Origin of the sequence: Thalassotalea euphylliae (assembly GCF_003390335.1) — a bacterium.
Lineage (GTDB): Bacteria > Pseudomonadota > Gammaproteobacteria > Enterobacterales > Alteromonadaceae > Thalassotalea_F > Thalassotalea_F euphylliae_B.
Window position 1 is genome coordinate 2,825,840 of the sequence record NZ_QUOU01000001.1, and the last position, 26,995, is coordinate 2,852,834.

General features: G+C 43.8%; 27 protein-coding genes. 15 read left to right on the forward strand and 12 right to left on the reverse strand.

What is annotated here, in order from left to right; genetic code table 11:
- Window positions 1–179 precede the first annotated feature (179 nt).
- From DXX93_RS12515 to DXX93_RS12540, 6 genes are all read left to right on the forward strand, one after another.
- A complete protein-coding gene (locus DXX93_RS12515; protein WP_116008389.1) occupies window positions 180–956 on the forward strand; it encodes an alpha/beta fold hydrolase in 777 nt (258 codons plus the stop codon).
- Window positions 957–1,011: 55 nt separating this feature from the next.
- A complete protein-coding gene (locus DXX93_RS12520; RefSeq protein WP_116008390.1) occupies window positions 1,012–1,233 on the forward strand; it encodes a DUF2788 domain-containing protein in 222 nt (73 codons plus the stop codon).
- 2 nt (window positions 1,234–1,235) lie between these two features.
- Complete coding sequence (gene ybfE / locus DXX93_RS12525) at window positions 1,236–1,514, forward strand: LexA regulated protein (protein ID WP_116008391.1); 279 nt, start codon at window positions 1,236–1,238, stop codon at window positions 1,512–1,514.
- Between the two features lie 29 nt (window positions 1,515–1,543).
- Window positions 1,544–2,071 carry a flavodoxin FldA gene (fldA, locus tag DXX93_RS12530; RefSeq protein ID WP_116008392.1) on the forward strand — a complete coding sequence of 176 codons (528 nt, stop codon included), beginning with the start codon at window positions 1,544–1,546 and terminating at the stop codon, window positions 2,069–2,071.
- Between the two features lie 389 nt (window positions 2,072–2,460).
- Entirely contained in the window at window positions 2,461–5,103 is a 2,643-nt protein-coding gene (locus DXX93_RS12535; RefSeq protein ID WP_116008393.1) for an EAL domain-containing protein, read from the forward strand.
- Between the two features lie 17 nt (window positions 5,104–5,120).
- Entirely contained in the window at window positions 5,121–6,722 is a 1,602-nt protein-coding gene (locus tag DXX93_RS12540; RefSeq protein WP_116008394.1) for a methyl-accepting chemotaxis protein, read from the forward strand.
- Between the two features lie 100 nt (window positions 6,723–6,822).
- Here DXX93_RS12540 and DXX93_RS12545 read toward each other — a convergent pair whose 3' ends face one another.
- Window positions 6,823–7,299: a DUF4442 domain-containing protein gene (locus DXX93_RS12545; protein ID WP_116008395.1), complete on the reverse strand. Its 477-nt coding sequence runs from the start codon at window positions 7,297–7,299 to the stop codon at window positions 6,823–6,825.
- Window positions 7,300–7,465: 166 nt separating this feature from the next.
- Here DXX93_RS12545 and fur point away from each other — a divergent pair, with 166 nt between their 5' ends.
- Window positions 7,466–7,909, forward strand: coding sequence for a ferric iron uptake transcriptional regulator (fur, locus tag DXX93_RS12550; RefSeq protein ID WP_116008396.1), 444 nt, complete (start codon window positions 7,466–7,468; stop codon window positions 7,907–7,909).
- A gap of 152 nt (window positions 7,910–8,061) precedes the next feature.
- Here fur and DXX93_RS12555 read toward each other — a convergent pair whose 3' ends face one another.
- The 4 genes from DXX93_RS12555 to DXX93_RS12570 form a co-directional block, all read right to left on the reverse strand.
- Window positions 8,062–8,619: a GNAT family N-acetyltransferase gene (locus tag DXX93_RS12555; RefSeq protein WP_116008397.1), complete on the reverse strand. Its 558-nt coding sequence runs from the start codon at window positions 8,617–8,619 to the stop codon at window positions 8,062–8,064.
- A 136-nt stretch (window positions 8,620–8,755) separates the two neighbouring features.
- Window positions 8,756–9,304, reverse strand: a complete 549-nt coding sequence (locus DXX93_RS12560; RefSeq protein ID WP_258872660.1) for a GNAT family N-acetyltransferase — start codon at window positions 9,302–9,304, stop codon at window positions 8,756–8,758.
- Window positions 9,305–9,501: 197 nt separating this feature from the next.
- Window positions 9,502–11,172, reverse strand: coding sequence for a glutamine--tRNA ligase (glnS, locus tag DXX93_RS12565; protein WP_116008398.1), 1,671 nt, complete (start codon window positions 11,170–11,172; stop codon window positions 9,502–9,504).
- 135 nt (window positions 11,173–11,307) lie between these two features.
- Entirely contained in the window at window positions 11,308–11,775 is a 468-nt protein-coding gene (locus DXX93_RS12570) for a VOC family protein (protein ID WP_116008399.1), read from the reverse strand.
- A gap of 94 nt (window positions 11,776–11,869) precedes the next feature.
- Here DXX93_RS12570 and DXX93_RS12575 point away from each other — a divergent pair, with 94 nt between their 5' ends.
- On the forward strand, window positions 11,870–12,640 hold the full coding sequence (locus DXX93_RS12575) for a substrate-binding periplasmic protein (protein WP_116008400.1): 771 nt from the start codon (window positions 11,870–11,872) through the stop codon (window positions 12,638–12,640).
- Here the strand turns inward: DXX93_RS12575 and DXX93_RS12580 are convergent.
- Window positions 12,627–13,466 (reverse strand): hypothetical protein, encoded by an 840-nt coding sequence (locus tag DXX93_RS12580; protein ID WP_116008401.1) that lies wholly within the window; start codon window positions 13,464–13,466, stop codon window positions 12,627–12,629. The two genes, DXX93_RS12575 and DXX93_RS12580, sit on opposite strands and share 14 nt — an antisense overlap.
- 527 nt (window positions 13,467–13,993) lie before the next feature.
- On the opposite strand from DXX93_RS12580, the gene DXX93_RS12585 reads away from it, so the two are divergent.
- Window positions 13,994–14,473, forward strand: coding sequence for an aminoacyl-tRNA deacylase (locus tag DXX93_RS12585; protein WP_116008402.1), 480 nt, complete (start codon window positions 13,994–13,996; stop codon window positions 14,471–14,473).
- A 187-nt stretch (window positions 14,474–14,660) separates the two neighbouring features.
- Entirely contained in the window at window positions 14,661–16,463 is a 1,803-nt protein-coding gene (gene ggt / locus DXX93_RS12590; RefSeq protein ID WP_116008403.1) for a gamma-glutamyltransferase, read from the forward strand.
- A 75-nt stretch (window positions 16,464–16,538) separates the two neighbouring features.
- Here the strand turns inward: ggt and DXX93_RS12595 are convergent, their stop codons facing one another.
- From DXX93_RS12595 to DXX93_RS12605, 3 genes are all read right to left on the reverse strand, one after another.
- A complete protein-coding gene (locus DXX93_RS12595) occupies window positions 16,539–17,843 on the reverse strand; it encodes an inosine/guanosine kinase (RefSeq protein ID WP_116009943.1) in 1,305 nt (434 codons plus the stop codon).
- Between the two features lie 294 nt (window positions 17,844–18,137).
- On the reverse strand, window positions 18,138–18,452 hold the full coding sequence (locus tag DXX93_RS12600; protein WP_116008404.1) for a hypothetical protein: 315 nt from the start codon (window positions 18,450–18,452) through the stop codon (window positions 18,138–18,140).
- Window positions 18,453–18,798: 346 nt separating this feature from the next.
- Window positions 18,799–19,680 carry a LysR substrate-binding domain-containing protein gene (locus DXX93_RS12605; protein WP_116008405.1) on the reverse strand — a complete coding sequence of 294 codons (882 nt, stop codon included), beginning with the start codon at window positions 19,678–19,680 and terminating at the stop codon, window positions 18,799–18,801.
- A gap of 283 nt (window positions 19,681–19,963) precedes the next feature.
- On the opposite strand from DXX93_RS12605, the gene DXX93_RS12610 reads away from it, so the two are divergent.
- Window positions 19,964–20,320 (forward strand): hypothetical protein, encoded by a 357-nt coding sequence (locus DXX93_RS12610; RefSeq protein WP_116008406.1) that lies wholly within the window; start codon window positions 19,964–19,966, stop codon window positions 20,318–20,320.
- A 133-nt stretch (window positions 20,321–20,453) separates the two neighbouring features.
- Here the strand turns inward: DXX93_RS12610 and DXX93_RS12615 are convergent, their stop codons facing one another.
- Window positions 20,454–20,714 carry a DUF2999 family protein gene (locus DXX93_RS12615; RefSeq protein WP_116008407.1) on the reverse strand — a complete coding sequence of 87 codons (261 nt, stop codon included), beginning with the start codon at window positions 20,712–20,714 and terminating at the stop codon, window positions 20,454–20,456.
- Window positions 20,715–21,178: 464 nt separating this feature from the next.
- Here DXX93_RS12615 and DXX93_RS12620 point away from each other — a divergent pair, with 464 nt between their 5' ends.
- Window positions 21,179–21,574, forward strand: coding sequence for a response regulator (locus tag DXX93_RS12620; RefSeq protein WP_116008408.1), 396 nt, complete (start codon window positions 21,179–21,181; stop codon window positions 21,572–21,574).
- A gap of 28 nt (window positions 21,575–21,602) precedes the next feature.
- Here DXX93_RS12620 and DXX93_RS12625 read toward each other — a convergent pair whose 3' ends face one another.
- A complete protein-coding gene (locus tag DXX93_RS12625) occupies window positions 21,603–22,463 on the reverse strand; it encodes a LysR family transcriptional regulator (protein WP_116008409.1) in 861 nt (286 codons plus the stop codon).
- Window positions 22,464–22,562: 99 nt separating this feature from the next.
- Between DXX93_RS12625 and DXX93_RS12630 the strand changes: the two genes are divergently transcribed.
- Together DXX93_RS12630 and DXX93_RS12635 are read left to right on the forward strand one after the other, a co-directional pair.
- Window positions 22,563–23,627: an HlyD family secretion protein gene (locus tag DXX93_RS12630; RefSeq protein WP_116008410.1), complete on the forward strand. Its 1,065-nt coding sequence runs from the start codon at window positions 22,563–22,565 to the stop codon at window positions 23,625–23,627.
- Between the two features lie 23 nt (window positions 23,628–23,650).
- A complete protein-coding gene (locus DXX93_RS12635) occupies window positions 23,651–24,691 on the forward strand; it encodes a DUF2955 domain-containing protein (protein ID WP_116008411.1) in 1,041 nt (346 codons plus the stop codon).
- Between the two features lie 146 nt (window positions 24,692–24,837).
- Here DXX93_RS12635 and DXX93_RS12640 read toward each other — a convergent pair whose 3' ends face one another.
- Window positions 24,838–26,001, reverse strand: coding sequence for an alkene reductase (locus DXX93_RS12640; RefSeq protein ID WP_116008412.1), 1,164 nt, complete (start codon window positions 25,999–26,001; stop codon window positions 24,838–24,840).
- Between the two features lie 95 nt (window positions 26,002–26,096).
- On the opposite strand from DXX93_RS12640, the gene DXX93_RS12645 reads away from it, so the two are divergent.
- Complete coding sequence (locus DXX93_RS12645; protein WP_116009944.1) at window positions 26,097–26,990, forward strand: LysR family transcriptional regulator; 894 nt, start codon at window positions 26,097–26,099, stop codon at window positions 26,988–26,990.
- Window positions 26,991–26,995: the final 5 nt, after the last annotated feature.

Sequence of the window (26,995 nt, forward strand, 5' to 3'; positions counted from 1 at the left end):
TTTAGCTAATCTGTTCAATATTCAACCAAACATATTGTTCAGCGAAACACGACTTGCAACTCGCCTTGCATTTACGCGACAATTTGGCTTCATTTTATTCGTTTGTAAAACGCCTTTTCGCCCGGTTTTAACAAGAGAAATTGAAAGGCGGTTTTCTCTCGCAGCACTCAAGAACACTTATGTCATTGTTAAATTTTCAAGTTCGCGGCCAAGGCCAGCCACTGGTACTTATTCACGGTTTATTTGGTAGCTTAGACAATCTTGGTATGGTGGCCAAACCAATGGCAGAGCATTACCAAGTGATCAATGTTGATGTCTGTAATCACGGTACTTCAATGCACCGCCCAGACATGGATTATTCACTGCTGGCTCAAGACGTAATTGCCGTGCTCGATCACCTCAAGATAAAACAAGCAAATTTTCTCGGTCATTCTATGGGCGGCAAAATCGCTATGCAGGTAGCACAATCGTTTAGCGAATACGTGAACAAGTTAATCGTTGCTGATATTGCACCTATCGCCTACCCTGCACATCACCAAGAAATTATTCATGGTTTACAACACGTCGCAACGCAACTGGCTAATGGCCAAGTGACAACCCGTAGGCAAGCTGATGACGTACTCAGTGCCTATGTGGAGACACTTGGTGTCCGCCAGTTCTTACTGCGCAATCTCACCACTACTGATGGCAAGCTGCACTTTAAGTGCCATCTAGATAATATCGCCAAGTGTTACCCACAAATTATGCAAGCGCTTGATCCACATCAAACTTTTAACGGCGACACCTTGTTTATTAAAGGCGGAGCCTCTAATTATATTACTGCGGAGCACAGCGACATTATTAAAACTATGTTCCCAAATAGCCGCGCCAAAATCATCTCAGGCGCAGGCCATTGGCTGCACGCCGAAAAAACAGTCGCGTTTAATAAGATTGTTAAAGATTTTTTAAACAGATAAGTGATTGGCCTAATGGGTTGTGATATAGTGCCGCCAGATTTTTTGGGGTAGTAAGATGTTAGCAGAGCATTTTGAATTAATAGAGACAATTGGTCTCAATTTATTTTTTGCTTTTATATTTATTTTCATAGGCTTATCGATCAACGATGTTATGAAAAAAAATGATGTCCCCAAAATGGGACAATTCGTTGTCTATTTCGTATTGTTTTTAGGTTGTGTGGGTTTTATCGCTAAAGGCATTATTCAATTTGTCTGGGAAAGTCAGGGCGTTGGCTAACCATGGCAAAAGAAGCAGCAGATTTAACCACTATTGATTTATTTAGTGACGAGAAGCGACCGGGTCGACCAAAAACCAACCCGCATCCGCGCAGCGTACAAATCAAAATCAACAAGCGAAATCAAGTCAAACGAGATAAAAACAAAGGTTTAAAACGGGTTGAATTTAAAATTCATCAAAGTTTATTCGACCAGTTAGATGCGCTAGCGAAAGATCAAGGTATCAGCCGCAGTGAGCTCATTGAATCTATGCTCATTGAATCGCTAGCCAAGCAAAGTTAAACGCAAGTTAATAAAAAGGTTGTAAGTAAATGGCAATTGTAGGTTTATTTTTCGGCAGCGATACAGGTAACACTGAAGCCGTTAGTAAAATGATCCAGAAAAAACTGGGTAAGAAAATGGTTGAAGTCAAAGACATCGCCAAAAGTACCAAAGAAGAAATCGCTGAGTTCGATTTAATCATTCTAGGTATTCCTACTTGGTATTACGGTGAAAACCAGTGTGACTGGGACGATTTCCTACCTGACCTAGAAGAAGTAGATTTTACCGACAAACTCGTCGCTATTTTCGGTTTAGGTGACCAAGAAGATTACGCTGAGTACTTCTGTGATGCGATGTTACCGCTGAAAGAAATTGCGGAATCGAAAGGCGCTATCTTGGTAGGTCAGTGGCCAACGCAAGGTTACGAATTTGAAGCATCAAAAGCCCTTATTGATGACAACAACTTTATCGGTTTATGTATTGACGAAGACCGCCAACCTGAATTAACCGAAGAGCGCGTTGACAAATGGGTTAAGCAAATTTACGACGAAATGTGCCTAGCAGAGCTAGCTGACTAGTTCTCAAGCTAAAGCATTCACAACGCAACAATACTTAAAAGCCGGCTATGCCGGCTTTTTTATTGCAAAAGCGCTAGTACCTACCACCATATGAGCAAGGCGTTATTTGCAGGTAGCTAGTTGTTCTAATCTCAAAACTAACAACGCCGATAATTTAACCAGTCAGCGCAATCAAGTATTGATTTAAATGGGTATAATTAGTCATAGCGATTCAAAAGAACTGCCCAAAATGTTAACACAAGTAACATAAGCGTTAATTTTTTGTAACAACAATCCTATATTTTCAATAACTTAACAAGACTCCCATTCCTTTGACTTAGATCAAGCTTTCAATTATTCAGCTTTGCTATAAGTTCCGCTTCACTAGGATGTAGTAGTTGAGAAGCGAAGTGAATCAACAAAAATTAATTCGAGCGATAGACATCGTTCAAAAGGATATTCTGTGGTGTGATCCCAAAGCCAGCATTAACCAAGCAGCAACCTTGGTTAAAGAGCATCAAACCAGTTCTATTTTGATCAAACAAGGCGAAAAAGTACTGGGCATATGGACCGAAGCTGATTGCACTAAACTCGACTTCAACCAACCTGAATTATTCCAGCAACCGATTGAACGCTTTATGAGTTCACCGGTAATTTCCGTAGACGCCAATACGTCACTGCAAGAAGTTATCTTGGCATTTCATCGCCATAAGATTCGACACTTATTGGTCACTGAAAACGACGACAAAGCGATTGGTATTATTAGCCAATCTGATGTCATCAAACGCCAACGAATCGAACATTATTTGCAACTGAGAAAAGTTAAGCAAAGTTACAACCCGCGCATTCATCTGCTCACCGAGCAGGACTCGCTATCGGATGTGGTGCAGGCAATGGCGAATAACAAACACTCATCGGTGATTATTCAACATACTGAAACTGGCGACTACGGCATTATCACAGAACGCGACTTACTCAAGGTACTCGCCAAAGGCATTAATGAGAAACCACTTTGGGACATCGCCGCATCACCACTTATTTCAATTAATGTTGAACAATCACTACTTGAAGGCTATTTAACACTACAGCGCTTTAGAATCCGCCATCTGGGGGTGGTAAACAACCAAGGAAAAATTCTCGGTGTGTTATCGCAACAAAATATCTTATCAGATATTGAACACTCCTATTTTCAGCAGCTAGAAGAGATCATTCACGAGCGCGATCACGCCCTGAATGCCTCGCAAAAACATTTGTTTTTAGCGCAGAAGGTTATTGAGTCTTCACTTGACGCGATTATGATCAGCGACCAGTCTGGCACTATCATTTCCGTTAACCCGGCATTTACTTCAGTGACTGGGTATAAACCAAGAGAAGTTATTGGTGGCAATGCCAATATTTTAAATTCTGGCCGTCACGACCAAGCGTTTTATCAGCAGATGTGGGGCAAGCTAAATACTGAAGGTAAATGGCAAGGCGAAATTTGGAATAAACGCAAAAATGGGGAAATTTTCCCTGAATGGCTCACCATAGTGAAAATTGGTGACGACTTAAACGGCGAAGTGTTTTATACCGGCATATTTTCAGATATTACCGAGCGTAAGCTTAACGAAGCGCGGATAAAATCCCTAGCGTTTTATGATGAACTCACTAAGCTGCCCAACCGTCGCCTGTTTTCAGACCGACTAGACATTGCTATTTCCACGGCGCATCGCAACAAGCAATTGGCCGCCATTTTATTTATTGATTTAGATCGCTTCAAACAAATCAACGACACATTAGGCCATGACGTTGGCGACGAGCTACTGGTATCGGCAGCAAAACGCATTTCTAACTCAATCAAAGAAGGCGATACCGTATCGCGTTTTGGTGGTGATGAATTTGTCATCTTACTCACCGAAATGCACTGTATGGAAGACATTGAAGGGGTGATCAACCGCATCTATCGCCAATTCAATGAAGCTTTCTATTTAGACGGTAAAGAAACTTATGTGACCTGCTCTATCGGCGCTTCAATTTATCCTTTTAACGGCACCACTGCCGAAGAATTGCTCAAACAAGCCGATATTGCGATGTACCAAACTAAACAGCAAGGTCGCAATGGCTATGCATTTTATCAACGCCAAATGCACGAATCGTTAAACAACAAGTTGCAATTGCAAAATAAGCTGCGTGTTGCCCTTAAAGATGAAGAGTTCGAATTGAGCTATCAGCCACAAATCGACAGTGAAAGTGGCAAAATCGTCGCGGTTGAAACCCTACTGCGTTGGTACCAACGAGAGCTGGGCGCGATCTCACCAGCCGACTTTATTCCCCTTGCCGAAGAGCTTGGCATTATTGTTGATATTGAGCGCTGGGTGCTGACCCAAGCCTGTATTCAACGTAAAACTTGGCTTGAGCAGCAACAGGACATCGGCCGTATCGCCGTTAATGTTTCAGCAATCCACTTTAACAACAATTTGCTGCAATCCATTTTATCGGCACTAGAAATTTCCGAGCTACCAGCAAAATACCTTGAAATAGAAGTCACTGAGTCTTGCTTTATTGAGAATATTGATGAGGCTAAACAAAAGCTACAAGAAATTAAAGCACTGGGCGTAACCGTTGCACTGGATGATTTTGGCACAGGTTACTCATCACTGAGTTATTTGACTAAACTGTCGATTGACACGTTAAAAATAGACGCCAGCTTTATTCAAAAAACGCCCGAAAACCCGCGCGACTGCCAATTGGTGAAAACGATAATCAACATGGCACAAAGTTTATCCATGAACATAGTCGCAGAGGGTGTTGAAAATAAAGCACAGCAAGGTTTTTTGTCTAATAATCAATGTAACACGCACCAAGGCTATTACTATTTAAGACCAACCAATGCAGACCACTTATTTGATACTTGTGACCAACAGACAGGAGTTATTTCACTGAACGCGGATAGTGCAAAAATGCAAGGGTTTGATAAGATGCGCGCCAAAAAAAGTCCGCAGGTAGACACACAAACAAAAAATGCGGCAAATACGAATTCAATGAATATTCGACCTATCATTAAAGAGCACTAAAACAATATAGGCCCCTTATGCAATTTACTATCGCACAAAAAATTTATACTGCCATTATCGTGACCAGTTTGACGCTACTGATCACCACCATTGCTTATTTCTATCACGACGAAAAGGCACTGGCAGAGCAATTGATTGAGCAAAACTTGGCGAGCACTGCACAAAACTACTTTGACTCGGTAAATACCATGATGCTGACAGGCACTACAGCAAACCGCCAAATTGTACAAAATAAACTCAAAGAGCAGCAAGGTATTATCGAGGCGCGAATTATTCGCGGCCAAAAAGTTGTTGATGTCTACGGTAAGGGCTTTGCCGACCAAAGTGTTGAGTCAGCCATCGATGAAAAAGGGCTTAGTGGTCAACAAATCACACAAATTTCGCAAAAAGGTGACTTGCATGTAATGGAGTACATAATGCCCATCACCGCGAGCGAAAATTACCGAGGGACAAACTGTTTAGGCTGTCACCAAGCCAAAGAAGGTGACATTCTCGGCGCGGTGAAAATTAGCTATAACCTCTCGCAACTAGACCAACAAATTAAAGGGTCGCTATATCGCGTTTCCTTTATGCAGTTACTGATTTCTCTTGTCGGTTTTGGCTTACTCGGACTTGTGTTTTACCGTTTAGTTATTTTCCGTTTACGCCGATTGCGCAGTAACATTAACAACGTTGCCGACAATTTAGATTTAAGTCAAAACATTAAAGTACACTACAATGACGAACTAGGTGCTGTCAGCAGCGCCCTTAATCATCTAGTCGATAATTTCAGAGCGAGCTTTGAAACAGTTTCTAGCGCCACGGAAAAAATGATTTCGTCAGCAAAAGAAGTTGATGACATTGCCGATATCAGTAAATCTGCCGTTCTTTCTCAGCGCCAAGCCACGGAGTCTGTGGCGACGGCTATTAATGAATTAGACGTTTCAGCCTCGGAAATTGAAAGCAATGCCACGCAAACTGCACATAAATCTGTTGAAGCGAAAGATATATCCGAACAAGGACACAACCTAGCGCAGCAAGCGAACCACGGCATTAACCAACTAAAAAATGAAATTGCTGAAAACGCCGAAATGATTGAGCAACTTAACGCGCAAACTAAAGAAGTGAATGTCGTACTTGAGATGATCACAGGTATTGCTGAGCAAACCAACCTACTGGCACTGAATGCGGCAATTGAAGCGGCACGTGCTGGCGAACAAGGCCGAGGTTTCGCGGTGGTAGCAGAAGAAGTTCGCTCGCTTGCAATGCGCACCCAAGACGCTATTGGTCAAATTCAAGAAACCATCACCAGCTTGCAATCGAATGCTGCAGAGGCGGTGGATTCGATGACGAAAACCAGCGAACAAGCACAGCTTAAAGCAGAAGATGTTGACAGTGTATCGCAACTGCTCGTGCAGATAACCGATAATATTCACGCGCTCGACGATATGAACTGCCAGATCGACAATGCTGCCAAGCAACAAAACTTAGCCGCCGAAGAAATTAACCAGCACATCGTCAATATTAAAGATATTGCCGAGCAATCGAGCGACGATGTGATTCGCGGCAAATCAGTCAGTGTGCACCTGCTTGAACTAGCGTATGAATTGGAAGAGCAGGTTAAACGCTTTAAGCTATAAGCTTTAATTCTAAACCGCTATTTTTAGCGATAAAGCATTGTGCATAACAAAGGGGACAATTTGTCCCCTTTATTTTTATGCAGTTCAATGCTCAATCTGTTTATCGTTTATTACCTAAGCCGTTTTTACGGCGAATATACAAAGTGCGATTGACCTTAGCGACAACCTCACCCGCTTCATCTTTGATATAAGTGACCACTTGCGGCAAGTATTTATCACCATTAACCGTATACTGCTCAATGTCTGCCAGCATCTCGTCGGTAATAATAAACTCTGCATATACACGCCCTTTACCCGGTTTGACAAAATCGATATCCGCACATTTATCCCAAACAATGTATTCATCGCGCATACGCGCCATTAACATCAACATATAAAACGGATCTGTCATTGAAAACAAGGCGCCGCCAAACAAGGTACCAACGCCATTGCGATTCCAGGCCGATAATTTCATTGAGACACGGGCTTCGCGAAAATCAGCGCTCATATAGTCAAGTTTTATACGGGTAAATAACAGTGGTGGCCAAAGATTGATCAACAACCTAAATAGCCAAGCTTTAGAAAACATTAAATTCATTTACTACTTCCGAAAGGTAATTGGACAAAAACTCATCGTACCAGTCAATTATCGCAACTAATTGTCGAAAAAAGCAAAGAAAATTACCTGAGCAATTAACTAGGGCTTTTATCTCGCGCAATAAACTTCTATAATTTTTGATAATTATATTTGATAGAAAGTATGTATGTCAGAACAAAACGAAGAGCTAAAACGTGCAGGCCTAAAGATTACTCTACCTCGTGTAAAGATCTTAACCATACTGCAAGACCCAAATAATCAGCATATTAGTGCCGAAGACGTGTACAAAATTTTGCTGGAACAACAAGAAGAAATTGGCTTAGCAACTGTTTACCGCGTACTTAACCAGTTTGACGATGCAGGTATTGTCACTCGCCACCATTTTGAAGGCGGAAAATCTGTATTTGAATTATCACACAAGAAGCATCACGACCACTTGGTGTGTTTGAAGTGTGGTAAGGTAGTTGAATTTGAAGACGACACTATCGAGCAACGCCAGTTAGACATCGCCAAGGAAAATAATATCAAGCTAACCAACCACAGCTTATATTTGTACGGCGAATGTGAAGACGAAGCAGCTTGTGAGACATACCGTAAATCTCACCAGTAAGCACCTGAATGTTGTTTAGCACAGCTCATTAAAGGTGACAAAGGCAACACAATGTTGCCTTTTTGCTTTTGACAGCTTGTTTGTGCTGATTCATTGCGCAGTTCGTTAACCGCCTATTTGCTCAATCGCTTAATGACAAAGCAGGTTAACGGTTAAGCTTGGTTAAATTCGCTTGCCAGCAAGCCAAAACATTTTAGATCGTGAAACTCTCCCTTCCAATAACCACTTTCACGGCGAACACCTTCCATGTTAAACCCTAGCTTGCTGAGTAAGGCCTCTGAACTGGTATTTCCCAATACAGTATCCGCTTGAATTCGATGAATTGGCCCGCACGGTAACAAGCCAGAAAATGCCGCTTCGATAATCGCTTCGACAGCTTCAAAGGCATAACCTTGTCGCCAGTACTTGGGATGCAAGTCGTAACCTATACTGGCATTTCGCATTGCTTGGCTCCATGAATTAAAGCCACAAGTTCCCATGAGTTGATTTGATGATTTATACCTAATCGCCCAGCGAATACCGCTACCTTGGGTAAAGCGCTGATTGAAAAATTCGATCAGATTTTTTGCTTGAGCGATATCGGTAAATGCCGCTAAATCATAATACTTAACCAGCTCTTGATTTGAAAACAGGGTAAAAACATCAGCTTCATCAGCTGAAGAAAGCGGTGTTAATCGGGTTCGAGTCGTGGTGAGTTTGGGAAATTCCATCGTGTTATTTTTATCTAAATTATAATGACAGGGCTCAAGACAAGCTGTTTATGCTGACTCGGGCAGTGGTGCTAACGGGCAAGCCTTGTGCGCCCCCACATTCAAACAGCCCAATGCAAACAGTCCAACTTATCGGTTAGGCAATTGTTCTTCCGTAAACGACTTCATGGTAGAAGCGATCGTTCTTGTATACTGCTTTAGGGAAATAGCCTTGCTGGACAAAGCCACACTTTTCTAACACCTTGGCCGAGCTTTGGTTACCTTCGTATACACTTGCTTGTAATCGAATAACTTGAGTGATTTGTTTTAGCTCGTCGACCAGTAAGGACAACGCCTGCGTAGCAAAGCCATGTCCCCAAAAACCTTTTGCCAACCAATAGCCTACTTGAGCGCAATGCTGATATTCATGCTGCCCTACTTCGGCGCCAACACAGCCCGCTAATTCGCCGTTAACCGTAATGGCTCGTATAAAGCCACTGCGACTACCTTTGTTAATCCACCATTTGGCATCCTCTGCTTTGTAAGGAGATGGAATACGAGAGGAAAGGTAGTGAATAACTTGCGGATCATTGAGGTATTCAACAAGTAGCAGGTCATCCTGCGGCTCAAAGGGCCTTAACATTAGTGTATCTATGTTGGGCATAACATCCATGCGAGTAACAACAATTTTAGTGGCTTGATTCATAGCTAAAGCTAGCAATAGTTAATCGCCTTAGCAACTAAAAACTGCGTTTGCTATCAACCAATTGGCACAAAAAAAGGAAGCAAGCTTCCTTTTTAAATTCTCTTTGGCTCTGTTTAGCGCTTGTCTAGCTCTTAACTAGCCCTTAACCAGTAAAGGCGTCTATTTAAACAAAACCTTTAGCGTGTCAGCAGTGAGTACTAGTCGCCAATTTTTGCCCATGTATCACGCAGACCGACAGTGCGGTTGAACACTAATTTGTCATTGCGAGCATCTTTGCTGTCTAGACAGAAGTAACCTTGGCGTTCGAACTGGAACGCCTTCTCTGCTTGTGCATTTGCTAAAGAAGGTTCAACTTTGGCGGTATTAATCACCACCAAAGAGTCTTCATTCAATACCGAGTGGAAATCATCTGCGCCGCCTGGGTTTGGCACGTTGAACAAGCGATCGTAGAGACGCACTTCTGCATCTAATGCTTGCCCTGCACTCACCCAATGAATCACACCTTTGGGTTTAGTACCATCTTCTGGATTCTTACCTAAAGTGTTTGGATCGTACGTACAGTAAACCGTAGTCACATTGCCTTGTTCGTCTTTGTCACAACGCGTTGCGGTCACAACATAGGCACCACGTAAACGCACGGCTTTACCCAGTACTAAACGCTTGTACTTTTTATTGGCCTCTTCACGGAAGTCTTCGGCTTCAATCAAGATTTCTTTTGAAAATGGCACGATGCGATCACCTTGGCTTTCATCACTTGGATGATTTTTTACTGTGAGCTCTTCAACCTTGCCTTCATCGTAGTTTTCAATCACGAGTTTGATGGGATCAAGCACCGCCATCGCACGCGGTGCGTTGTCGTTTAAATCTTCGCGAATACAGGCTTCTAAAACGCCCATTTCGACAGTGTTATCCATTTTGGTGACACCGATACGCTTGGTAAACTCGCGAATCGACGCTGGCGTATAACCGCGACGGCGGAAGCCCGCAATTGTCGGCATACGTGGGTCGTCCCAACCAGACACTAAGTTTTCTTCAACTAAAGTGTTTAGCTTGCGCTTACTCATTACTGTGTATTCAAGGTTTAAACGCGAGAATTCATACTGACGTGGCTGTGTTTCAATCGAAACATTGTCAATAACCCAGTCATATAAGCGGCGGTTATCCTGAAATTCTAGCGTACATAACGAGTGGGTAATACCTTCGATCGCATCCGATAAGCAGTGCGTGAAGTCATACATTGGGTAAATGCACCATTTGTCACCGGTTTGGTGATGGTGCGCAAACTTAACGCGATAAATCACCGGGTCGCGCATACACATAAAGCTAGAGCTCATGTCAATTTTTGCGCGCAATGAACATTCGCCTTCTTTAAACTCGCCGTTTTTCATTTTTTCAAATAAGGCTAAGTTTTCTGCTACAGAAGTGTCACGATGCGGGCTATTTTTACCTGGCGCTTTTAACGTACCACGGTACTCGCGCATTTCTTCACCATTTAAGAAACACACATAGGCTAAGCCCTTCTCAATTAACTCTACTGCGTAGCCGTGCAAACGGTCGAAGTAATCTGACGAGTAGCGAATATCACCCGCCCAATCAAAGCCTAACCACTTAACGTCTTCTTGAATAGAATTGACGTAATCGATGTCTTCTTTTTCAGGGTTAGTATCGTCGAAACGCAGGTTACAAAGGCCTTGATAATCCTGAGCAATACCAAAGTTTAAACAAATAGATTTGGCATGACCGATATGTAAATAACCATTCGGCTCAGGCGGGAAGCGGGTTTGCACGTGGTTGTGCTTACCACTACTTAAATCAGCATCAATAATTTGACGAATAAAGTTAGTTGGACGGTTTTCAGTATCCGACATCCAAAAGGCCTCTAAACTAAAAGAAAATAACAAGATAATAGCTCGGCATTATATACCTAAGCCGAGCAAAGATGCGAGTTTACAGACCATAAATTATGAAGAATACCAACAAGTCATGCCGCTTGACTTGAGAGATCAATCACCGTCGTCAAAAAACGCTTTCATACGACTGTTCAACTCTTGTTCATCCAGCACTTCAATTTGCGTTGCAACCGTCCAGACATGGCCGAAAGGGTCTTGCAAGGTGCCAGCGCGATCACCGTAAAACTGATCGGCAACAGCTCTTAGTTCTTTACCGCCAGCGGCAATCGCTTGGGCAAAAAGCGCATCAACATCATCGCAGTAAATCATCAGGCTAACCCCTGCACCGCCGAGCGTTTCGGGACTCAATGCCCCCATCTCAGGTTGTTCATCTGCGATCATAAAGTGTGAATTGCCGATCTTCATATCTGCGTGGGCAACACCACCGTCAGGGGTATTAAGCTCTAGCCAAGGCTGAGCGTTAAAAGCGCTTTGATAAAAAGCTAGTGCGGCTTTAGCATCTTTAGCAACGAGGTACGGAGTAATGGCGTGATAGCCGTCTGGAATAGTAGAAACTGACATGGGCGCTCCTAGTAACATTTTTTATCGAGTATTATTTTAGTCGATAAATTATAATTGACCGCATGCAGCACTTTCGCTTAACACTAAATTGACTATGACGCGCGTTGTTTTATTAGCATTTGCTATTTACGCATTCCACCTATGTGCCTTTGCTAAACCTTCAAATGGCGAGACCATTACTCTCGCTGTGGGACACGATCATCAAAGCATGCTTGATAATCGCTACGACGTGTATCGCGCCAACTGGGACGCGCTAAAAATGGGGCTGGAGGATCTAGGTCATCAATTGGAGGCAAGCGCAGCACCTTGGGCGCGAGCAAAAGCTTATGTGCAATCAGGCCAGTTAGACGGGTTATTTATTGCTGCCCGATTACCGGCACGTGACAAGTGGGCAGTGTTTACTGACACCATAGGTTATGAGATATATGGTTTTTTCGAGCGAAGCACCTTTACCCCACCAGCACAAATTTACGCGGGTATTCGCTTAGGGGGAGAAGACCGAGTGCTGTCTTTTATACCACCTGAACAACTGCTCTATGTGCCTACGGCTCAGCGCGGCTTAAAACTGTTAAGTGACGGTAAAGTTGACCGATTTGCCATGTCGTACGGTTATGGTCAGTACCTGCTCAATACTGAGCTAAAAAATATGCAGTCACATATTCGCTTTAATCCTGAAAACAGTGAAATACGCAGCTTACACATCGCCATTTCCAAACAACACCCCAACAAAGAGCGAGTTTTACAGATTTTAAATCAAGCCATCGCGCACAGTGTTGCCAAAGGTTATTATCAAGCGGCGATGATAAAGAACAAAGTGCCCAAGCGTATGTGGATAAACGGGCAAAGTGAAGCTAGCTTGCCCTAAGCTCGTCAAACATGGCTTTTACTTGTAAATCGCCAAAACTGTATCTCTCCATCTGACGTGAGAACTCGCTAAATACTGCTGAAAATTCTGGCCCTTGCTGTTTACTGCCAGATGATAACTCATGCATTATTTGGCATAACACGCGCTCTGGTTCGCCCAAGCCTTGCTGGTCTGGCACTCTTGCCAACTCTGCATTCACCGCAGCTGCAACAAACGAGAAGTGAGATAGAGCGCGACTTGCTATAGCTGTCATCTGGGCGTGATCTTTGGCTGCATACGCTAACCACAGCGCGGCAAAGCTATTGATATCATCACGAGATAAAGGTACTGCACGCTCAAAAGAGGTAACCAGCTCAGCGTTAGACATGGCTGCGTAACAGTATTCATTTCCCTGGTTTGGTTGGACTAAATAGACCGGGTTTGCTTTACCTTGTAATAGTAAAAACAAACAAAACCACAAGTTACATTGGCAAAATAAGTCATGTTCAAACCAGCAAAACACAGCTTCTTCGCCACTTAACTCCATCAGCTTATCAAAGGTCGGTACAACGAATTCGTGATAATCAGGGAAATCCTCACCATTGGCGTACTTTTGTAAATAATCTGAACGTTGGGCATAAAGTGCAGTACCCGAAGCTTTAGTCGCGGGGCCATCGATTAAGCACTCACGCATCACTAATTGCTCACCGGTAATTTCCGCCGGAAATCGGCGCAGCAATACATCGCCATTGAGTAAATGAATAACTGAATGTTCGTCACTCGATACCGCGTTTGGCAGGTTATTGACGGCTGTATTGGCTATGGTATTGACTTGCGTATTGGACATAACGACTCCTTTGTTGCTTGCTACAAACACCTTAGCAAACTTACCCAGTGTTTTTCATTTAATACCAATTGAATTAATTAATTGATCAATTCAGAGCGCTGTCAGCGGTGGGAGAGCAAGCCAAATTTTTGTTGATATAGTTATTCTACATCTCATCAATTTGCGCAGTTATCGCGACGCTGACACGCTCCCAAGGGCGAGTTTAAAAGGCTCATATGCGGCGTTATTGATTTTGACAAGGGAACGACCATTCTCTGCAATCAATGCCTTGCCTCTAAGCCTTTTAATTCTCGCTGAATGATTAAGTAGTTATTTCAATTGGTATAACTGGTTAAAAATGTTGCGTGAACTACACAACTCACACTAGCCAATTAGCTCAATTGCTATAGTCAGTCATGTCCTTAGTTTATATCGCCAGAATAAATGGGGGTTGCATACAGCGCTGGCCTTGCTAAGCGCTATACTTAAAAGTTGCTAATGTAGCTTGGCCGTTGCGCTTCGCTACGATTTCACTTGTGGAGGTGACCATGACTATTTCTACAAAACTAATGAACTACCTTGAAGATCAACAGATAAACTTTCAAACCATCAAACACGCGCACTCAAATAGCTCAATAGGCAGTGCCATCAGCGCGCAAATACCGTTGCAACATCTCGCCAAGGCTGTGCTGCTACAAAACCATGAAGACCGTATTGTCATGGCGGTATTACCGGCCAACCGAAAGATAAGCATTTCGGCAATTAACGAGCAGCTGATGGGCAGTTATCGCTTGTTAAAAGAGCGGGAAGTCTATCAATTATTTGATGATTGCGAACGCGGTGCAATACCGCCTGTAGCAGAAGCTTTTAACATGACCAGTGTATGCGACAACGAACTAGACTTATTGGATTTTGTCTATTTAGAAGCCGGCGACCATGAACATTTGCTCAAGCTTTCGCATGACGACTTTGAAAAGTTAGTCAGCAGATGCATGCACCTTACCTTCAGCCATGAAGTGTTTCACTAGCCCAATGGGCAGTCATACAAGTGCTAGCAGTGTTCGACTGCTGGCGCTTTTGATCCTTTGATTCGACCTCATTTGTCAAGTATTCAAGACTTGAACGTTACACGTGCTAATCTAAAACCTAGCTAGCAGAGAGACTCTGCTAGCCCAATCCCTAGCTGTCACAACAAGGATAATTACGGAGCTTAATATGAAACTCAACGTATTCGCCATCATAATTGGTGTGTTAACCTTTTCTGCCGCCGCACACAGCAATGACAGCGACATCATTATTGATGACGCTACAGGTAAGCCAGTAAAACTCAGGGAAGATGGACGTGGTGATCGCGTGATTGGCGCACCTTGGGCAACGCGCTCACCAGTGCTAGCCATCAATGGCATGGCAGCGACTTCTCACCCATTAGCATCACAAGTAGCTATTGATATTTTACAAGCTGGCGGCAATGCCATAGACGCAGCAATTGCGGCAAATGCCGCGATTGGTTTAATGGAGCCAACCGGTAATGGTATCGGTGGTGATTTATTTGCCATCGTTTGGGATCCCATCACTAAAAAGCTCTACGGATTAAATGGCTCAGGGCGCTCTGCGAAAGGGCAAACTCTGGCACAATTAAAAGCAAAAATCGGTAACGTATCACAAATTCCTAATTGGGGGACACCGCCAGTCACAGTGCCAGGGACTGTTGATGCGTGGTTCGAATTACATCAAAAATTCGGCAAACTGCCAATGGCAAAAAACCTGGCACCAGCCATTCAATATGCCAATCAGGGCTTCCCTGTCACTGAAGTCATCGCTTATTACATGGGCCGTTACCAACAGCATTATGCCAAGCTCTACAAAGCGGGCGAAATCGAGGAAATTGACAATTATCAAGCGACATTTCTGATTGAAGGAGTCGCACCCAAAGCAGGAGAAATGTTTAAAAACCCTGACCTTGCCAAAACACTTGAACAAATTGCCAAAGGTGGCCGAGATGCGTTTTACAAGGGCAATATCGCAAAAACCATGGATGCGTACTTCAAACGTATCGGCGGCCCTCTCAGGTATGAAGATTTTGCCAGCCACACCAGCACGTGGGTATCGCCAGTGTCAGTGAACTATCGCTGTTATGATGTTTGGGAGCTACCGCCTAACGGCCAAGGTATCGCCGCATTGCAAATGCTGACCGTACTCGAAAATTTTGATCTTGCGAGCATGGGTCATAACAGCGCTGATTATCTACATGTGATGACCGAAGCGAAAAAATTGGCATTTGAAGACCGGGCGCGTTTTTATGCCGATCCAGCGTATCAGCAAATCAATTTGAGTTATTTGCTGTCAAAGCAATACGGTAAAGCTCGCGCCAAACTTATTGATATGAAACAGGCGGCAACTCAAGTGGATCATGGTGACCCAAAACTTATCGAAGGTGATACCATTTACCTCACCGTAGCCGATAACAACGGCATGATGGTGAGTTTAATTCAAAGTAACTACCGCGGCATGGGTACAGGGTTAGTGGCTGACGGCCTAGGCTTTATTTTTCAAAATCGGGGCGCACAATACTCACTAACACAAGACCATCCCAATGTTTATGCACCGGGCAAACGCCCCTTTCATACCATCATCCCAGCTTTTATTACCAAAGACGATAAACCTTATCTGAGCTTTGGCTTAATGGGCGGCGCGATGCAACCTCAAGGACATGTGCAAATGGTCACCAACATCATTGATTTTGGCATGAACGTGCAACAAGCGGGTGACGCAGCGCGTTTTCATCACAGAGGTTCAACCTCACCCACATGGAAGGGCCGTATGAAAGATGGCGGCACGCTAGAGCTAGAAAGTGGTGTGACCGCTCAAGCGGTACGCGAGCTACAAAAACGCGGACATAAAATACACATTACCAGCGGTCCGTTTGGTGGCTACCAAGCGATTTTAAAAGATCCAAAAACCGGGGTGTATCACGGCGCCAGTGAAATGCGTAAAGATGGGCAAGCACAGGGCTATTAACCCCCTTGTTATGCGCACCTAAAAAAATAGGCAGCTAAAATGCTGCCTATTTTTCATTACTTTTTGCCAAGTTATTTATTTCGCCCAGTACGCCTGCTCAAGGCTGTCTTCTCGCTCTGGCAGACCGCGAGATAAACGCGGTGAGTGCTGCACCAACACTTCATAACTAGCACGGTTGGCGTATTTACTCATTTGCGATAACGATGAGTACGTCAACGCAGGTTGATTGTGCTTGCTCGAGTTCTCAACATTGCGCTTGTGATAAACATTAGCGCTTAAATCATGCAAAATGGCCGCAAGGGCTGCATCGCCTGCACCATTGGTATTTTTAATGGCATCTGGGCCACCCATATAAGGCGCAGTATGGGTATAAATTCGAACCGGTTGTTCACAATCATCTAAACGCATTGGGCGTGAATATTCGTAGCGGTTAAAGTCGGCAATATGGCCAGGCATTAATGGGTACTCGGTTTCACGTTTAAATTTGTCATCAACGTAACCTGCCATGTACAAGCCTTCTGGCCCAGCTGTACAGATCACTAAATCAACCCAATCTAAGCAACAATCAGCCGCTTGCAGTGGATCGCTATAACCTGTGATCGCCAGCGCCTCTTCTTCATTCATGGTTAAGATATTGACGTGCTTTTTAACAAATTCTCGCCAAAACTCAGGCTCTTTTTCGATCAGGTGTTTCGTTCCTAAGGTAAGCACCACAGGTACATTGGCTGCATTGGCACATTTTACCGCTTTAATGGCAGCTTGGGTCATGGTGTCGCCCGGTTGAGTGCGCATTAAATATGAGCTGATCACTAATGCCGACGCACTGGCAATGAGTTCTTCATTAATAGAGTCGGGATGCAGGTGATTAATCAGCCCCGCGTTAATACCAAAAGTGCGCTCACCTGAGTCGTCAATCAGTGTGAAACAACGACCAATTGGGCCATCTACGGGTTGTAAATGGTTTAAGTCAACACGCGATGAGGTATTACTCAAAAAGCGGTAGGCATAATCACCTACTTTAATATTGTTCGACATTACCCCTAATAACACCGAGCGATCATCCGCCAATACTGAGTAGTTGTGAATGGTGTTAGCTATCGTGCCGCCGGCAAATTCGTAATTTACTAATGCTTCATCTTTTAGTCTTTGATACAAGCGCTCTGTTACCTCATCAGAGATAACTTGCGACATACCGCGCTGCAAGCCAAATTCGTCGAGGAATGCTTGATCCACTTTCGCTTCAATATCTACCAAGGTTTGATCGATACCCACGATGTAATTTCTCACTAACTGAGAGGCGCGGTTAACTTGGTTGGTTAATGGATTTTTATTGTCGACAGGAAAATAGTGTTTGTGCTGGCGGCGACCGGGAAACTTCATGAAGCGTAAATAAACTAGGTGAATAATCAAGGGCGCGATTATAACTTAATTGCGTTTGATTTTCCTAGCTCGACTTATTTAAAAATAATACTTTTAATAAGGATATAACCAAGCCCACGAGCAACTGATTATTTTATCGCTGTTTTTTATTAGCCTTAGTTTTTTATTAGCCTCAATTTTTCAACCGACGAAAAAAAACACCAGCCATTTACATGACTGGTGTTTTGCTGTTTATCTTAGTTGTTCGCTGTCTTAGCTGTATCACTTGTTTAGCGCTGAAATGGCAGCTAATGCCTATCGGCTTGCCATCAATACCTCAGTCGCTTTATCTTCCAGCGATTTGACTTCAATTAAACTGCGCTTAGGGAAGTAAGTTACTGTCGCAAGTGCATCGCGTTTTGTTTCAAATGTTTGATTTGCCAGCTGATTAAAAAACTCTGCGTTATCATGGTTTTGTGCAATTGTCGCAGCCACACATGCTTGGTCTGCCGCTAGTGTGGTTTTATCAACACACTGCCAAATTTTATCATTACCTTCAACGTCATTGCCTGCCACTGCTGACTGACTAACTACTACTGTGGCAACTACTGCAACAATATGTTTGATCATAAACGACCTCCGTTAACCATCTATAGCAACATAGTAGCAAACAGGCCCCTTAATCACCTAGCATATTTTTATGACAACTATATTACAACATGTAATATTTCGTACTAAATCTTCAAATAACTTTTATCGCATTGTTTTACAATCAATCAATCTTTTATTTTGTTGCTTTATTGCTAAGGCACTATAACACTAACCTTAACCGCTTGGCCTTATTTATTCTCTATTTAGTCCTCTCGCTAGCAGCGATAACGACCTGTAACGGTAACTAAAATTACGTCTATCACTATTGAAAGAAGGCTTGACCGCACTTAAAAGTGAACACAAACCACATTGAGTGCAAGCCTAGTTAATCTTGTAAAAACAATTGGCGAATCCAGTGCTCAAAATGCCTCACTTTAGCAAATGAAAAGTGGTGACTAGGGGCAACGAGGTACAGGGTTCTATCCGTCGCAAAGCGATGTTCTAATAGTTCGACGAGTGTTCCGTCAACCAGTAAATGATTGATCAATGCCCGGCTCACAAACATCATACCTTTACCCGCTAACGCATATTGTATCAAAGGTAATGAGTCACTTGTTCGCAGTATTGGATTAAGCTGATCACGTGTCGCGCTGCAGTTCGCCAAAAACTGGTCAATCGAACTTTGGTACTCCTCACTCGTGTCTTCTAATAGCGGAAGCGTTAATAATTGCGCGGCAGTTAGCGACTGCTTGCTTACTAAGGTTGGACTTGCCACCAGCACAATTTCATCATCAATAAGCTTTTTACTCTCTAGCCCAGGATAATCACCGTTACCTCGTCTTATTGCGACATCTAATTGCTGCGCGCGAATATCATCGAGCTTGTTGCTCGGCGAAAACTGCACGTGAATGTCAGGGTGAGCAGCATTGAATTGTTCAATATTTGGAATTAACAACAGCGAAGTCAATGAGTGAAACGCGGTAATTCGCAGTTCATTTGGGTTGCTGCTTTTACCTATGCTCGCCAAGCCCAGCTCAATATGGCTAAACGCTTGCTCAATATGGGGCAGTAGCTGCTCCCCTTGAGCCGTTAACGTGGTTTTTCCGCCATGCCTAACAAATAACTTGCACCCGACATTCTCCTCCAATAAGCGAATTTGCTGGCTAACCGCCGCCTGCGTGACAAACAAAGACTCTGCCGCGGCTTTGAAGCTCCCATGGCGCGCAGCAAGCATAAAAAATCGCAGTGATTTTAGTGGAATATGCATCGGTATTTTCCAGTTTATCAATAACTAACCATTGGCTCTGTTGTTTAGTCGCTATATTGTTCGGTAGCTATATCGGCGCAAGACGGCCTCAACGTTAATACCTTAGCTACACAATTCAAAAAGTCTGTTCATCTAAGCAGCTGACAAACAAACTTAGCTTTGAGTTAACATTTTCTAATGTCCAGTTAATTTATTATCGTTTGTCTAGCCCGTCAATGCCAGCCACACTTACCCTTAGTTTAATCGCAAACTAAAACGTTCCCAACCAAGTGAGGCAATCAAAATGAAAGCTATTACATTAATATTACTGGCGTTAACTAGCTTTAATCTATTTGCAATTGATACGTCAATAGACGAGAAAAGCACAGAAACAATCTCAGCCAAGTTGTACAGTCACCAAGGCTATCCGTATAAACAACTTATTAACCGAGCAAACCAAGTTAAGCTTAGCTTTACTGAATCAAAAGCGAAAAAGCTTGTAACATGTCGAGTCAATGTCGCCTTGGGCAACGAGGTATTCGATTCACCTAAAGTAACAGTGACGAACGCAGCATTTACTGAGAAACCCTTGGCGAGTTGCTTGGCGCGAAATCAGGCAAAAGCTTGGCTTGCGGCATCATTTGCTCGCAAACGCCATTAGCGGCCGTCGAAAATAGGTTTGAAGTACGAGCTAGTAAGAGCAGGTAGCGCATTAACGACCTGCTCTTTTTTTGCTGCGAGAGTTGCTGTGAGAGTTGCCATAAAAGTTATGGCGAAAGATAAACTGTCGTACGCTATTCTTTTTCTTGTTGAAAAGCTTGCTTGGCTTTTTCCATCGCCTCAACATCCAAGCCTAACTCTTGTACCGCTTCTTTGATTAACCCTGGGTTGGTCATTACTTGCATCATGACTGGTTGCAACTGCTCTTGCGGAATACCTAAGCTAGCAATGGTATTCATCGCCATTAGCGGATTGGTGGTTAGCTCTGTAAAAATGTCGTTAATTTGCGCTTGGGCAATATTATTGGCCTGTAGCACTTGAATAATTGGGTTCATTCACTCGTATCTGCATTAACAAAAATTATCAGCATTATAGCGAGGCAACAGTCAAGTTTCGAGCCAGATGTCAAAATCTGGCGATTCAGCTCACTCAACACATAAGCAGGTTCAATCCAGATGGTGAAAAAACACCAAAAAGCCTTTTAAATTCAGTACACCGACAGAGCTTTACGCTATCGGTGTTTAGGTAGTGCTTAAAAACGGTGCGGAAGACAACGAAGGGAATACTAACGGCTTTTTTGCTAATTTCTGCTTTACTTATTTTTAACATGAGTATACTTACGTAAGGTCAGCTATTAATGCGTAAATTGGCATTACCATCAGCAAAATTTTCTTGCTAGCAAAGGCCAGAAAAAGACCGAGCGATTAAGATGCAGGGAAAGGATTTACTCTCTCTTCATCTTCCCCTACTATATCTTATGTTAATAGGGTGTAAACCGTAATTTAAAGGGAAGCAAATTATGCGGATTCTTGTTGTAGATGATATGGACTCAATGCGTCATGTAATAATTCATATGTTAAAAGGCATCGGCTACGATCAAGTCGAAGAAGCCGTTAATGGCCAACAAGCACTTAACTTATTGATGTCTCGTCAATACGATCTACTCATCACCGACTACCACATGCCCAAACTCGACGGCTTGCGATTGTTGGAGCACATTCGCCAACACGAGCCAATTGCCAAACTGCCAGTGCTGCTGGTGACCTGCGAGGACAAGCGCAGCGAGTTAGAGTCTTTTATCCAAGCTGGGGTAAGTGGCATTATGTTTAAGCCATTCACCGCGAATACCTTGATAAAGCAAATCAACTGGATTCTCGAATCAATGCCCGACAAGCAGCAAGCCAACGCAGGTTAATAGACGCTCGCTAAAACACGGGCACTTTTTACTGGTACTTTTCTCGAAAAATATCGATGAGTAGTTTTACTTTTCGCGGCAAATAAGACGACGAAGGATAAATTAACGTCAAATGTTGTTCGGGATAAGCGATGCCAGGCAATACTTCCACTAAACTCCCCTGCTCAATCGCCAGTTTTGAATTCACTTTCGGCAAAAACGCAATACCAGTGCCTGCAATAGCCATATTCAGCAAGATATAAAGATCGTCAGATTTAAGCGAAATGTCGAGATGAGGCGCCAATAGGTCAGCATTGTATCTGTTGGTTAGCACGCGATGCTTTTTTAAATCAAGTGGAGAGGAGACAGCGCCGTACTTTTCCAAGTACGCCGGAGAAGCCACTAAATGGCAGCGATACGATAAAATACTAAATTGCACATAGCTGTCATCAGCCACTTTCACAACGCTTGGCAGTACCTGAATATCAAATGATTGGCGTTTTAAATCAACCCCTTCTTGATGGTTTTCAACTTCAATATTTATTTCCGGGTAGGCATCCATATACTCTGTCAGTATATTGTTAAACAGGCTGGTACTCATTAACGCCGAAGGGATCGCTATTCGCAACTTGCCGGAAAGCTCTTCTAAATCGCCGCTCAGCGCACCCACTCCTTCTAATATTTGCTCAAGCGGTTGCCTGGCCAGTTCAAAGAGTTCTTTACCTTGGGCTGTTAATTCTATGTTACGAGTTGTACGAATTAGTAACTCAGTACCCAGTGCTTCTTCGAGCATTCGCAATCGACGACTGACCTTTGAGCGCTGCAAACCGTTGGCATACGCCGCCGCACTTATGCCTTCGTGTAATACCGTTTGTGAAAATAAGTAAATATCGTCGAGGCTAGCTTTCATTGTCCTATTTTTAGTACTCAAGTGTGTTATCTATCATTCTACTGCACAACTGAGAATATATATATAATTCGCGCGATTTTGGTAACTGAGGTAACAGTTTTGTCTGCTGAAAAAACGTTTAAGCGCTGGATGGGGTCACTAATTGTCCTATTTATTTTACTATTTGCATATATTGTTATTGCAGATCGTCATGCGCCATTAACAAGTGAAGGTCGTGTACAAAGCTATGTTGTACAGCTGTCACCTGAAATCACAGGTACAGTAGTTGACGTGCATGTTCACAACAACCAGCAGGTCAAAAAAGGCGACGTGATTATCTCAATTGATCGCCGTAAATTTGAAATTGCCTTAGATAAAGCCAAGTTGTCTTTGCAATCCGCCATTGATCAAGAAAACACCCTGTACTCGCAACGCGAAGCAGCACAAGCGCGAATCGCTCGCGCTAACGCGACCTACAACAATGCCAAGCTTGAGCATGCCCGCATTGAAAAGTTATTTGACCAAGCATTAATTTCAAAAGCTCAATTAGACGATGCGCTTGCCGCGTTGCAAGTCGCTTCAGCCAACCTAAGAGCAGAGCAAGAAAGTCTCAATGTCGTTGAAAGCCAGTTAGGTGCAGCACGCGGCCAAAGCACGCCAGTTAAAATCGCACGTAATAGCATTGAGCAAGCAGAGCTTGACTTACAGTACACGCAAATTCTTGCGCCAAACGATGGTATCGTCACTAACTTGCAAGTACAAAAAGGCACCATTGCCAGAGCCAACCAGCCGATCTTAACGTTTGTCCCAACCGAAACTATGTGGGTAACGGCTGATTTTCGTGAAAAATCACTGGCTAACACCACGCAAGGCAACAGTGCTTTTGTCACCTTTGATGCTTTTCCGGGCAAAATTTATCGCTTTAGCTTGGCAAGCCGAGACTTTGGTATCTCAGCCGTGCAGCAAGCGCCTGATGGCACACTAGCAAAAGTTGAAGTGAACAACCGTTGGGTACGAGACGCACAGCGTATTCGCGTGAATTTTGACAGCGAAGATGAGTTACCTGCTGGCTTATTCGTTGGTTCACGCGCAACGGTCACCATCTCCCCTAACCAAAGCGATTTCTGGTCAATGATGGCAAAAGCACAAATTAAATTAGTGAGCTGGTATCACTACATTTACTAAGGCGTATTGACGGAGCTATTGGCATGAAAGCAATGCGTATTTGGTTTGTCAGCTCGCTCGGGTTGGCACTCAGCATGATTTTTGACTGGAACTACGGCTTCTTAGCGGTACTCATTCCAGCCTTTGTGCTGAATTTAGAAAAAGGTTTTGGCCTGCCATTTATTGTCATGCTGGTGTTTTCCATCATTTTTGGCTCAGCCGAAGCCACCATTATTCTTGAGCTATTCCAAACGCATCCGTTATTGCTCACCGGTGCCGTTGGCATCTTTATGCTGATTAAGTGCATTGCCATGATGCACCAAATTACCTATCTCTTTGGTTTTATGGGGATCTTTATTGGCTCTATGGTGTTTAATTACGCCAGCTATGACTACTTTGATATTACCGATTTTAATATCAATATGTGGATTATCGCACTCATTAGTGTCTTCAACTATTTACTCGCACACTGGCTTTTTCCTAATCCTAAAAGTGCAGAACCCGCGCCAGAAGAAGATCCATTTGCCGCCAAAACCGAAGCCGAAAAAATTGCACAAGTTGCGATGGGCTGGATTGTTGCGATGAGCCTGTTCTTTGTTTTCCAAACCATGGAACTTATTGACTCGCTAGCGGTACTCGTATCGGTGGTCATTATGCTTTCACCATTGAGTCTGCAAGGTGGCATTGGCGTCGGCAAAGTACGGGTGATCGGCACTGCGCTTGGCTGTATTATGGGACTTGTGCTGCACGTGATACTGGGCAAATGGATAAATAATCCACTGCTATTCTGGCTTGGCTTTACCATTTTGATGGGCGTGATCAGCCTGTTATTTAACAAAGGCATGATCCCATCAGCGATCGGTTTTTCAGCAACCTCGGCATTTTCAGTGCCGTTGACAACGGCATTTATTCCGGGTCAGCAAGATGCAACCTTCTCAATACTCTACCGCTTTAGCTCGATATTTGTTGGCGTTGTGGTTTTGGTCATGGTCATGACCGTTGCGCACCAAAGCATAAACAAATTTATTATTGCTCCCAAGCAAAAGCGCGCAGCGCGAAAGCTTGGCGATAAAACACCTGCTTAGCCAAAGCTCTACAACAGAGTTTGGATACTCGGCATATTAAAAAAATTAAACGTAAAAGGGCGAACTTAGTCGTTCGCCCTTTTTGTGATTCTTGTCCCGTCTTAAATGTGTCGACACATTTAAGACGGGACAAGGCGTGCGCTACCTTAAACCATCTGTTTATCTAACTCGTTATTGCTACACACGTTTTCATCAAAAACTGGGTAATCGGTATAGCCCACCTCAGTACCACCGTACATGGTTGTTGGATCAACAGGATTTAAAGGCCAATTATTGGCGATGCGCGCGGGTAGATCAGGATTCGCAATAAAACCTCGGCCAAAGCCAAAAATATCCCCCAGATTGTTCGCTAACATTTGCTCAGCTCGTTTTGCGGTATATTTACCGGCATACATCACCAAGCCATCAAAGTTATCTCGCACACCTTGATAAAACGCTTCCGGTAAACCCGATGCCTCATCCCAGTCAGCTTCGGCAAGTGAAACATAAGCTACGCCAATTTCATTAACGGTTTTCACTGCTTCCATATAAGTTTGCTGAGGATCACTTTCGACTAAACCCAGATATACTCTACTTTCAGTCGTGCTTTCAAACAATGGTGCAAAACGAACACCGACTTTATCTGAGCCCATCACATCCGCGACGGCTTGCGTTATCTCTTTTAAAAAGCGCAAACGATTCTCAAGGCTGCCACCGTATTTATCGGTACGTTGGTTGGTATGCTCAGAAATAAACTGATTAACCAAATAGCCATTGGCACAATGTAGCTCAACGCCGTCAAAACCAGCGGCTTTAGCATTAATCGCCGCCTGCTTGTACAGCTTTACTAGCTCTTCAACTTCTTCTGTCGTTAACGCTCTTGGCTGGCTCGGCTCAGCTAATGCCCCTTGGCCTGGGGCTGTCTCAACGAAAACACTTACCGCATCTGCGCGAATTGCCGAAGGTGCGACAGGGGCATCACCATTTGGTTGAAGTGATGTATGTGAAACGCGACCAACATGCCACAGCTGTGCGAATATCGTACCACCCGCTTGATGCACCGCATCGGTGACCAAACGCCAACCGGCAACTTGCTCATCACTATAAATACCGGGCGTCCACGCGTAACCTTGGCCACGCGGCTCAATTTGCGTGCCTTCGGTTACCATAAAGCCAGCTGTGGCTCGCTGAGTATAGTATTCAGCCATTAGCTGATTAGGGATGTCTCCCGGTTGCGAGCTGCGCGAGCGCGTTAATGGTGGCAATACAATACGATTGCGCAATGAATAGGGGCCTAATTTAACCGCGTTGAACAGCGAGGAATACTGCATACTTCTTTCCTACCACTTGTTTGTTGTTGAATTAGCTGCAATTCTAAAATTGACGAGATACAATTAAAAACAAGATTTAGCTGTTAGTGATACAAGTGAATTCGTTATCTAAAATTGACATTCGTCAGCTACAGGTACTTAAAGCCTTATTGGAAAAGCGCAACCTATCGAAAGTGGCAGATCAATTGGGTATCAGCCAACAAGCGGTAAGCGAGCAACTAAAAAAACTGCGCAACAACTTTGACGACCGCCTGTTTGTGCGCACCAGTAATGGGGTCGTACCAACGCCGTTTGCGGAATCACTGCAAGTAAAAGTTGTCGCGGCACTCAATAGCATCGAAGCATTGCTCACGGCGGAAGAGTTTGACCCGAAAACGATAACGGCTACTTTTACCATCTGTTCAACCGATCTCGAACAGACGGTCATCCTGCCGAAATTTTTAACCCTACTGCGTGCCCAAGCGCCCAATGTCAAGCTTGCAGTGAAAACCCTGAGCCTTGATGAAATCAGTTCAAGTTTACTCACAGGCCAAGTCGATCTAGTGATCACGAACCCTTTTTTCGCCCCAAAGCACTACCCTAGCCTAACACTCTATCAAGAAGATTATTTGTGTGTGGCATCGGCTCATAACGACGCTGTTGAGCAGCGCTTAGCTATTGCAGATATTGCGAAAATTCCTCAATTGGTGGTGTCGCCATCAAGGGGAGAATTCAGTGGCGCAGCGAACCAGTGGTTTATCGAGCAAGGTCACCCTCGCAATGTGGTTTTATCCGTGCCCACTTTTAGCGCGGCAAAAGCTTGTATCGCGAACAGTGACTTGTGCGGTTTTATGCCCGCTAGATTATTGCCCGACCCTTTGCTCAAGGTGATTGAACTAGATAAACAAGTGCCCGGTTTTGACGTTATTGCCGTATGGCACCAACGTTCAGGGCAAGATAAGTTACACGCCTACATTCGCAGCTTATTGTTAGAAGCCGCTCACCTTTAATAGCG